This is a genomic window from Bacillus cereus group sp. BceL291 (genome assembly GCF_051776705.1).
Classification (GTDB): Bacteria; Bacillota; Bacilli; order Bacillales; family Bacillaceae_G; genus Bacillus_A; species Bacillus_A cereus.
Genome location: NZ_JBPWAP010000118.1, coordinates 1 through 10649 on the forward strand (window position 1 = coordinate 1; position 10649 = coordinate 10649).

The window sequence follows — 10649 nt, forward strand, 5'->3', positions numbered from 1 at the left end:
TTTTCGTGTTTAAGCTACACTTATAGCGGAACGTGCCGCACTGCCCGTGCTCATTTCCCCCTGCAAGATGATTCCCTTTTGTACTTGTAAAGCTTTTGCTACACCTGTTGCAACATGTGCTTGTACAGGGAATAATGGTCTTTGATATGTATCAAAATGAGATAATGCCTGATCTTTCATCGGTTGATGTAAGGGCTCATCCAACTTTGTAACCTTATCAAGCATGACAGGCGAATATGCCAATAGGTATTCATTTAAATCATTAATTTCATTGGTTTTTTCACCTGTACCTTCTTGCGGGAATTGACATTTCTTAGAGCGAATCATTTCTGATAAAAACTCCTTACAATCCTTTTCCTTTAGTAAGACTTGCGCAATCGTTAAAGAAGAAAATTCATTCTTATCAAAATACACCTCTAACGGTTGTAATAGATTTCTTGTTAGCATCTCCTCATAAATTGGCTTCGCCCATTCTTCTAAGATTGGTAAACCATACGGAGGAGCCATTAAGAAATCCCTTACTTGTATCTCTGGCGCTTCGTCAATTGCAACAATATACTTTTCTTCTAATTCTCTAGAAAATGCAATAATTGCCTTCTTCTTATTTACTGTTTGTGTATTTATAAACTCAAATTGCCCAGTCGAGATTACATTCATTTTTTTTCCTAACACATAATGTAATTCTTCTTTTTGTCCCTCTCCAAAATACAAACGACGAGTACCCATTGATATGGCTGCTCTGAATGACTTTAATGTACTGTCATTCGCACCTAACACTGCAAATTGCATTTGGTTGTTATGATTAACTGCCATAGCAAAGCAGAAAGCTGAATGTGAAGCGGTGCCTGTCTCCAATTGCAAAATCGCTGGTGTTTGTTCCTGGTCAAATGTATCTTGTTTAACTATTTCTTGTAACATAGGTTTCCCTCCTAAAATAAAAAACGCATCTTATTCGATACGTTTCATGTCCTACTCATTCAATTTATTGTTTAAAAATCTATAAACCGTTTCCACTCTGGTAATGATTGTTCAGCCGCATGTAGCATATCACCTGCACCTTGAAACACAGAGAATTGTTCTAGTACTACCAAATGTGTACCTGCACTAAATTGAGATGCACATAAGCACATGACTGTAAGCACAATAGCAATACGAACTATACGATTGCTAAACTCCCATACAATGTAAAGTGCTCCTAACCCTAACAGTACAGACATCTCTCTCTTCCTTTCCTAGACAAGTTCTTTGACTTCACCTTTTGGCGTTGCGATGATAAATTTCGCGCGACGTTTTTGTAATACAACTTCTTTCGTTGTTTTTTCCAAATGCTCAAATGAATTTTCATAATACACATTTTCAGATCCACGAACTGCATGGAGTGTATCACCTTCACCAAGCAAACCATCTGCCACACCTGTTATCAGCAAAAGTCCTAGTTGTCCGGAAGCAATTGGCATTTTCGCTCTTTCAGCAGCTTTTTTCTCACCTTGAAGTGAGTAACCATTCCCTCTATTTAAACGCTTTTTGAACGACGAGATACCTTCCGATTTCCCAACTCCTTCATAAGCACTTTTATAATCCACTCTTGATGTAAAAATAAGTTTATTTTGATGACGCAATTCTGGTATAACCCAGTCCTTACGATTTACCATTTCCGCCAATGTATTTACATGTTTTTTGACGAAAGAAAGGTCAGACATGTTTTCACAAAAATTCGCGAATCGATCGTTGAAGTATGGATTATTTTTCGTGGTAGCACGCTTACGTCCAATGAAGACACACTGTTTAAATGCATCGAACTCTTTATTTTCATCACCAAAACGCATTAAGCCTATTTCCTCATAATTCTTAGCTAAGAAATAACTGATATCGTCCCTAGCAAATCTGTCATATGGAATGACATATACCATAATCCCACCTTCTGCTAAATAATGATGAGCACGTTTTAGGAAGTTGAACTCCATTTCCTCTGATTTTTTATTATCTGTACGAAGCTCCGTATTATAAGGTGGATTTAAAAAGATAAGTGGAAAATAGTCATGACTAATCATCACGCTTTCAAAGCTGGAGCGTACTACAACATCTAATTGCTCTTTTGCTTTGCCATATCGATTTGCATCCAGCTCTACGCCATACGTATGAAACTGGACTCCCACCTGCTTCATTTCATCTGCAAAACTTCGTAAAATTGTCCCTTCTCCACAGCATGGATCAAAGCAAGCATAAGCTCGCTCTGATTCCATTTGTAATAGTTGTACTAAGTGTTTCCCTTCTGTTAGTGGTGTTGGATAAAATCCCGCCGCAAAATCATTTTCTAAACGCATAATCGTTCCCTCCAAGTTCTTTTTTACAATAAAAAAAGGAAGATCCAAGTAAATACATCACTTAGTTCTTCCTTTTACCCTCTATACACTACCTCGACTTTATTAAAACGGTAGTAAATCATCTGCAATCTCCGATAGCTCATCCAAACCAGCGAATATATCATCCGACTCTTGGGATTGCTCGTTTGTTTCCTGCTCTTTTGGATCGTCTAATATTGTCCAAATGTTATCCTTTTTCATTTTCATATCCCTCTATCCTTCTTATTTTTCAGGTTCATAAACAACTTCCTCGTAATCAAAAAAGTAATCTTTCAACTTACGTAGGATCTTACGAAACTTCGGTTCGGCTACGATCTTAGTTCCACTATAAAAACTTCGTTGCCCAACAAAGCGCCATAAGATGACATAGCCTACCTTCATTTCCTGTATCCCTTCAATATATAATGCGATTTCTTGAATGGCTTCTTTTTCATTAAAAACATGTGGCTTGAAATATTGAACTTTACCATCAGGTAATATGATTTCTGCCTCTAAACAACCTCGCAATTGATTAATTCTCGATCTGGATTCAGATGACATTTCTGATGATGCATATGACTTCTGCTTATTTTCCATTCGTATTTTATTTTCCTCTACTGTTGGTACTAATTTTAAGTGTCTACAATCTTTATTCATTTTCATATCTCCTCTAATTTGTTATTTGTTATTTTATTAATCATAAATAACCCCGCCTGCGAACTTGAAAACAACACAAAAAGGGCTTCTTCAAGTCGATTAAAAATGTGCATAGCCAAAAAAACTATATATACACTAATCGGCTCAAAGAAGCCCTTTCACAATTGAAACAAGACGCAACTTGCTTCTACAACTCAACCACAACACAAAAAAGGTGTGGGAACAAACGGAATCAAATAAACTAACAATATACCTATATATTATATAATAATGTTATATATTACAAGAAGTTTTAATTAAAGTTAACGCTTTACCTAAAAGAATCCTGCTTCCTTAAGCTTTTGAAGGGTGATAGTCAAAAAGTATCTGGGTAATGCGTTAAGGTATAATTAAATACTATAAGTGTTTTACCACTTTCAATCCACACACCTATGAGAGGTATGAAGCCCATACAATTCCTTTAGACTTGTAGCGCTAGCGATTTCAATCCTCGCACCTATATAAGGTGCGACCTAAATTGAAATGCACATAAGCAAATGACTGTTAATTTCAATCCACGCATCTTTATGAGGTGCGACCGCTTAACTAAATCAACATACTTCTTTTTTATAATTTCAATCCACTCACCTATACAAGGTGCGACGTACAATCACTCACGAGCATTAATTCACTCAACTATTTCAATCCACGCACCTATATAAGGTGCGACACCGATTTGTGTTCGAAATCAACCACAAATACGTTAGTTTTATCCAAAAATATATAAATGTTTTTATTTAATAAAGGAATTTGTATAAAAAATCATAAATCCCCATCATAAAGCATGAGAATTCTAGGTGCGAATGTAATAGGAATTTTATGTTTGCTATATATTCGCACCTAATAAATTAAAGAGATTTCTAAATCAACTCATTCTTTTATACCAATATGTTCGACCTTATTTTCATAGCTATTACCGAACTAATTAACAAAAATGTATAGTTTCATTATACCCTTAATATATGGAGTCGTAATTTACAATAAAATTCACTACATATTGTCTCTCTATCCACCTATCAAGTTTATTCTTTATCTCATCGTTTGATCTTTTTTTATGATATAACATTCTTAAAAATATTGAATACTAAAAATTCTTTTATTTTGCTAACTCACAAATACTTTAATTATTCTTCTCTTTATTTGTGTTCACCTTTTAATATATAACTAGATATTATTAAGGATATCTTGATTAAGGATATTTATTGGCTTTTCTTCCATCTTGATGGCTAACGGTTCCTTTTACTTATTTTCTTAGTTATTAACTCTTCTTGTAATTTAACAAGTCCCCTTGCAGGAGAAATAATTACTTTTAATTTCACTAATAATTTTAACGCTGACAGAAATATTTTCCTACTTAAATAAACTTAATTTATCAAATATAAATTCACTCTTAGAATTTACTTTGATAATGAGTAAAATATGCCAATAGAGTATCTAGCTTTAGTTCCTAGCACTCTATTAACTAATTAATAAGGAGATGTTAACTATTTTGAAACATATCAAACAGGCTAAAAATGAAATCTTACTTATGGCGATTCTATTTTCTCTATTTTTTATAATGCTTTTATATAATGAGGGGGCTGCTGTACTTAGCGTATCTGCGTGCTTATTTAATATTATTGCAAAGGATCTTTTCTCTCAGAGAGCATAAAAACTATTTATAAATTATTATTTAGAAACAGACATAGTAAAAAGAAGAAAAAACATTCTACAAAATGTTTTTTCTTCTTTAATAATCTGGTTAGCCACTACATTTTTTCTAATATTTCTTGTCTCTCATACCACTTAGACATTTTTTCAACTGCATTTGCAGATAGCCGCTTGGTTTCTCTGTTACAAAATCTAGATAATGTAGGTGCTGATATTCTTATTTCTTTTGCTAATTCTCGTATAGACTTATTTTCAAATTTGCGTTGTTTAAGGATTTTCTCTCGAACAGCCTCTTCATCAAATCTATTAAGCTCTTCATTATTTTTTTTCGGAGGCATGTTAACGGCATCCGTAGCCTTTTCAAAATATTCTATAGATTCTTCAGTATTATTTTCTAACTCTAGTGTTTTTTTCTTAGGTAAATTATACATTGACTTAATTAATTCTTCCGGTGGAAGTATAGTAATATTTAAATTCACCCAATAATCTTTAAACCAATTCTTCTTATTAAAACGTTCTTCATCTAATGTTACTGTATACTCCCACTTAAAAATTACGTTCTCTTTTTCTAAGTCAGTAAGAACATTCTCTAGATGTTCTCTAATCCGACTCGGCTTCCAAGTAAGCGGGATTGCCATAACAGCTAATAAGCCTTTATCTCCTCCAATGGAGTATGGTCGCTTCAAAGTTGAATATATTTGTCGAATTCTCCATTGCCATGTTAGGTAACGAATTAAACGTTTATGATACTTATGTCGATAACTATTATACTCAAGTGCCTTTTTAGATAATAATGCTGTGGTATTATTTGAACCATATAAATAACTTGTTAAAAAACTCCCTGGTTTGATACGACAAGATTCAATGCCCATATATTCATTTGTTGTATTGTGCCTCCATAATACAACTGAATCCAAGACAAATAACCGCTTGACAACTTCTCTCTTTACTTTATATTTTTCATCATGTTCATTTTCTTCATTTAAGACTACTACTTCATTATCATCATTTAAATAAATGAAGATACTTGCTAGTGCTGCAATACGCTTAGCAACCTTAATTTTATCTTCAGGTCTGTAGTACTCTCCTTTACTTACTTTCTTTTTTGGTACATTGCACATATCCAATACTTGCTCATATGAAAATTCTATGAATTCATCTGGGGATTTTGCTTGTGCTAGCCACTGGATGGTAATGGAGTCCAATACATCAGCTGTCAGATCATCCATATTGCTCATTACATCATTCACCAAAGTATTCCAACGAGATGCTTCATCATCTTTAATAAGCTTTAAATCTTCATCTCTGTGAGAAGAGAGCTGAGCTATTGCATTACTTTCCTTTGTTTCAATAGGGTAAGATTTTACCCCCATACCTGCGTCTTCTTCAAAGTGATTTTTAGAGATTCCATCACGTAATTTAAAATAAACTGCGGAATTATTAACTTCAAAATATTCTTTATCAACTGGTTCATCCGTTTCATCCTCATTTACGTCTCCCTGGATGATTGTTTCATCATTAAACTTATTAGCATTCTTAAACTCGTCTTCTAATACCTTTTCAATAGTTGCATGAATTTCATCTTTATACTCTTTTAACTTAATACCAATTTGTAACGAAGTAATTCCTTCTTCATTCTTTTTACTCAACCATGATACTAATGCCGAAAAAGATGGTGAAACATGTTGAGAAGTTACAACCTTAGTATTATCTTTTTCTACATCTGAACTAAAAGCAGTCCATTTTTTCCAAACTACTTTATTGTTTCCGTATAAAGGCTCAGATATTAATAATGCATCCGTAAACAGTTGTGTTAATCTCTCCACATTATCACTCCTTCCGTAATTTCCTTTCAAACAAACATTTAATCTATTACATATATGTAAACACTTATTGTTTTCTAGTTTTGGTAATATTCAAGCAATAATGAAACAAATTTTCTTTATTTACAACATAAAATAACATTAATTATACATTAGTTCTCAATAGGTCTTCAATCAATCTAATAAATTAAGATATGAAACACTTTTTACCATATAGTGAACCTTCCCTATAAATTATGAAACATTTTTATCTAGTCGTTCCCATATTCTCATAAAAAGTTCATATGAATAGAATTTATATCGCATATACACCAGATCCTTTCAAATTTATTTGAAATAAATTTGCCATATCCTTAACCTAAATCCGAAAACATGAGACATCAATCAATTTTTCTTAATTTAAATACGTAACACAAATTTTTTTCAAAAACCTTATAAATCCATAGGTATCCACGTTTTATCTTTATTTTAATACATACAATCATTGAATTTTAACGAACCTCTTTTGCCATATCCTTGACCTTAATATACATATGGAACAGTCAAAAAACCTTATGTACCAAAGGTTCACCTTGGTTTTTTTGTGAATTTCATTATATATCAAACATGAAACGCTTTTGCCATATCCTTGACCTTCCAAAACTCAAAACATGAAACACCTTTTACCATATCCTTGACCTTAAAGCTATTACATTTTCTCCTATAACCCTTTATATAAAGGGATTTACAGTATCTTTTCCTAATGAACGACCTATGATTAAAACATGAAACACTTTTACCATATCCTTGACCTAAAATTATAAACAATTCCCCACAACCCTCTATATATCAACAATCTTCCCGTGTTTCATTGTTGTGTTTATACAATTAGGACATGAAACGTTTTTTACCATATCCTTAACACAAATTTTTTTTCATAGATTCTCCGATCCCTTATAATCATTGGGTTTATAACGTGTTTCATGTTTTAAAAATTCATCTTAAAGGGGCACCTTTCAACATTTTTCATTTTGCTATAATCAAAATTGGTATATTTTATAGTATTTTGGCATATATTTCTGAATTTGTAGAACGGAGGTGAAAAAGATGGGAAAGTCATTTGTAATACGAAATCAACGTAGTTTAAATGGAGAAACAACCAATGCTGTGCTAGTAACCATAAAATCTTGGCAAAAATTTGTGGAAACATTTGAGGAGAAATACTACAGCTATAAAGATACATATTTAGAAGATATTCTGCAGCACATGACATACGAAGAACGTATTGCTGACGTAGAAGGCTTTGTCGAAAAAGCCAAACCATCTTTTTCACGTCGCACGATGTCTGCACTTGCAGAAAAAGCGGGAAGAAAGCATAAATTATACGGCATTACAAATGCTGATCTCGAAGTGTTCTTATATCTACATAAGAAATGTTTTACTAATGGTGTCATTCCAAATGTAACAATACATATGATGTGGGAAGATTACAAGCAATATAAAGAAGAATTTTCTTATATCCAACACTCTCAATTCTATATCGCATTAAAGAAATTAAACTTACATAATATTATCTCCATTGAAAACGGACTAGATGGTCGTTATACAATTAAACTCACTCATTTTATGAATGAGGAAACAGAAAAAGCAAATCCGTATGTATATATTAGTCCTGTTATATTTACAAAGGATTTCTTTAAGCTATCTGTAGCAGCTAAGAAATTATTCTTAGACATTGCGATGCAACAACATACGGAAACAACATTAAAGCGTTCTTTGGACAAGCAGGACGAAAGAGGAAACAAAACTCACTTCGGTGGGATGTATCGTTTCTTACATAAAAAACATCCGCATCAGATTCGTGCGGTTATCGAAGAATTAACAACTGCATTACCATGTACGGGGAATCCCCTATTCAAAATTTGCAAAATGCAAAAAGGTGTAAAGCATACAAAACGATATACAACATTATATCTGTCTATCCATTCAGACTTCTTATGTTCGAAAGAAGCTGGAGAAGAACAACATAGGGATCCATTTACACCAAAAGTTACCTATGCTCGAAAAGCGAAATTTATCGAAGCAGTCCTACAAGAGATGAATATCGGTGAATTGTCTGCAGACATGAATAAATTCATTCATGTATTAAAGCATACTTGTCATCGTCAAATTCGCAGTGTAATCCGCGGACTACGTGACATGGTTGATCGAAAAGAAGGATATCCAACGAAAATTGTATATACATTGAAGAAACTATTGCATCAAACATCTCAATATCAAATTCTCGATACAGCAGCAAAAGAAGGTATCTACCCTCTTATTGCGCAGCATATACCAAAAGAGAGAAATAATGACCGTGAGCAAGCTGTCTTTAATTTCGGTTTACATTATTCTATGTACTCTCTTCACAACATTAAGAAGATGTTTAAGAATGTGCATGCACTACTGAAGCAGAAGTTTGCGGTACCAGTGACGGAAGAGTCTTATCACCGTAATTATCTAAAATACCAGGAAGAAACGTTATTTAGAAAATATGCATATGATCAGGGAGTGAATCTCCATGCATATATCGCTTTAGAAATTGAAATGCGTGAAAAACTAAAAGTTCGTGGCCATAAAGAACGCACGATTCCAAGTGATGTTCGTGAATGGTTTATCGAGGCAATTGATAAGCTGCCACAAGAAAAACTTCGCGTTATTGAGCTACCAAAGCAGTTTAATTTACTAGAGTTTATGCGTACCTTCGAACGTTTAGTACGTGCCGGTGTAACAATAACAGCTCCAGATCAGGTGCTACACGCAATGGAAACAAAATAATAGTAAATAGCTCTCTATTTTTGAAAAAATCGAAATTAGAGGGCTATTCGTAGTTGTTTCATTCATACTCCTTTTCTACTACTCTATTTATAAATACAAAATCAGAAGGACTTCATGTAAAATGAGGTCTTTTTTTATGCACTTCTATACAAATTCTCTTCTAGCATTATAGAAATCTCCACATAGTGCTAGGGAGTATTCTTTTAAAGTAGTAAAACCTATCTCATAATACCTACAAAAAATCAGAAGAAAAATAATAAAAATAGTGGATATGAGGAAAAATATACTTGAATGTGAATAATATTTTCCTGACATCATTGTAACTACTAGTGTCGTTGTATTTATCTAATAAAAATCATCAATAAAAATGTGAGTTATGTGCAAACACTGATTAATGTTAACAAATAGTAGTCTAATCTGGATAAAATGTGGATAATTGAACGTTAGATATTGCTGTATTTAACAAAATAAAGAAAATAAATCCTATTTTCATAGGTGGATAAATATAAAGTGATTTGTATCAATTTCTTTCCGATTTCATGTAGAAATATATAATTCTCTTTATGCTTTTTTGTAGAATTGATAGTCTAATAATCATTGAATTTCCGTATACTTTTTCTACTATTTATGATTTTTTACGTTCAAACATCAAATTTTCCCTTGTGGAAGTAGATCTTTCCCCTATTTTTGATAACCTATAATAGTTTTATCTTTATTTCTTTTTAATATATAAGATATATATTTATAATAGATTTTTAATACAGCTAGTATGATTGTTAATAAGATGTCCGACCTAATTGAAAATATTTGTAAATTACGTTATAATAATGGAAAATAAACATATCATTACCCACATACTAAAGGACAAACCTACGTATCCCTACCAGGGAGAGGTTTGTCCTTTTTTCATTTTAATAAACAATTCATATTGGGAGGATTAAAGATGACTGTACTAAAAGATTCGACTTACATAGAAATGAATACTTATAACGAGATTGGATTTTTTAAAGAGATTCTTTGGGGTTTAATTTTTGTAGTTCCTTTTTGGATATGCCAGCAACCGTGCGTAGCAAAGGGCGGTAGCAGGTCTTTCACTTATTTTCTGTTATAATATATCCTAAGAAATTAGGTGATTATTATGAACGAAACAATTTGCTTAGAGAAAACATTAGAGGCTTTTTCAGTGTATTTAAATGAACAAGGACGAAAACATTCTACAATTCAACGTTATGTGTATTTGTCAATTAAAAATCCGGCCACATTACCATTGAAAGCCCAGCCACTTTTGTGAATTCTAATCAGTATCAATTTTTAATAAAACTGGCTGGATTTTCAATTATAA

Annotated in this window: 7 protein-coding genes and 2 pseudogenes; 3 read left to right on the forward strand and 6 right to left on the reverse strand. The window is 32.6% G+C overall.

Annotated elements, in window-relative coordinates:
• Nucleotides 1-33: 33 nt before the first annotated feature.
• From ACS2CR_RS31845 to ACS2CR_RS31870, 6 genes and pseudogenes are all read right to left on the reverse strand, one after another.
• A pseudogene (locus ACS2CR_RS31845) lies at nucleotides 34-918 on the reverse strand (hypothetical protein); the annotation flags it as partial.
• Nucleotides 919-989: 71 nt separating this feature from the next.
• The gene (locus ACS2CR_RS31850; protein ID WP_060852720.1) at nucleotides 990-1217 is read right to left on the reverse strand and encodes a hypothetical protein; all 228 of its coding nucleotides are present in this window, start codon (nucleotides 1215-1217) and stop codon (nucleotides 990-992) included.
• A 15-nt stretch (nucleotides 1218-1232) separates the two neighbouring features.
• Nucleotides 1233-2324: a DUF6094 domain-containing protein gene (locus ACS2CR_RS31855; RefSeq protein WP_060852719.1), complete on the reverse strand. Its 1092-nt coding sequence runs from the start codon at nucleotides 2322-2324 to the stop codon at nucleotides 1233-1235.
• 102 nt (nucleotides 2325-2426) lie between these two features.
• Nucleotides 2427-2570, reverse strand: a complete 144-nt coding sequence (locus ACS2CR_RS31860; RefSeq protein ID WP_000782410.1) for a hypothetical protein — start codon at nucleotides 2568-2570, stop codon at nucleotides 2427-2429.
• Between the two features lie 15 nt (nucleotides 2571-2585).
• Nucleotides 2586-2999 (reverse strand): DUF6018 family natural product bioysynthesis protein, encoded by a 414-nt coding sequence (locus tag ACS2CR_RS31865; protein WP_060852718.1) that lies wholly within the window; start codon nucleotides 2997-2999, stop codon nucleotides 2586-2588.
• Between the two features lie 1787 nt (nucleotides 3000-4786).
• Complete coding sequence (locus ACS2CR_RS31870) at nucleotides 4787-6514, reverse strand: helix-turn-helix domain-containing protein (protein WP_060852717.1); 1728 nt, start codon at nucleotides 6512-6514, stop codon at nucleotides 4787-4789.
• Between the two features lie 1083 nt (nucleotides 6515-7597).
• On the opposite strand from ACS2CR_RS31870, the gene ACS2CR_RS31875 reads away from it, so the two are divergent.
• From ACS2CR_RS31875 to ACS2CR_RS31885, 3 genes and pseudogenes are all read left to right on the forward strand, one after another.
• A complete protein-coding gene (locus ACS2CR_RS31875) occupies nucleotides 7598-9307 on the forward strand; it encodes a hypothetical protein (protein ID WP_060852775.1) in 1710 nt (569 codons plus the stop codon).
• A 943-nt stretch (nucleotides 9308-10250) separates the two neighbouring features.
• On the forward strand, nucleotides 10251-10418 hold the full coding sequence (locus tag ACS2CR_RS31880) for a hypothetical protein (RefSeq protein WP_194793741.1): 168 nt from the start codon (nucleotides 10251-10253) through the stop codon (nucleotides 10416-10418).
• A gap of 27 nt (nucleotides 10419-10445) precedes the next feature.
• Nucleotides 10446-10544, forward strand: a pseudogene (locus tag ACS2CR_RS31885) (integrase); the annotation flags it as partial.
• Between the last annotated feature and the right edge of the window lie 105 nt (nucleotides 10545-10649).

Excerpts from the sequence above, each read along its gene's own strand:
- ACS2CR_RS31850 (WP_060852720.1), bottom strand. The coding sequence starts at position 1,217 with ATGTCTGTACTGTTAGGGTTAGGAGCACTTTACATTGTATGGGAGTTT.
- ACS2CR_RS31855 (WP_060852719.1), bottom strand. The coding sequence starts at position 2,324 with ATGCGTTTAGAAAATGATTTTGCGGCGGGATTTTATCCAACACCACTA.
- ACS2CR_RS31860 (WP_000782410.1), bottom strand. The coding sequence starts at position 2,570 with ATGAAAATGAAAAAGGATAACATTTGGACAATATTAGACGATCCAAAA.
- ACS2CR_RS31865 (WP_060852718.1), bottom strand. The coding sequence starts at position 2,999 with ATGAATAAAGATTGTAGACACTTAAAATTAGTACCAACAGTAGAGGAA.
- ACS2CR_RS31875 (WP_060852775.1), top strand. The coding sequence starts at position 7,598 with ATGGGAAAGTCATTTGTAATACGAAATCAACGTAGTTTAAATGGAGAA.
- ACS2CR_RS31880 (WP_194793741.1), top strand. The coding sequence starts at position 10,251 with ATGACTGTACTAAAAGATTCGACTTACATAGAAATGAATACTTATAAC.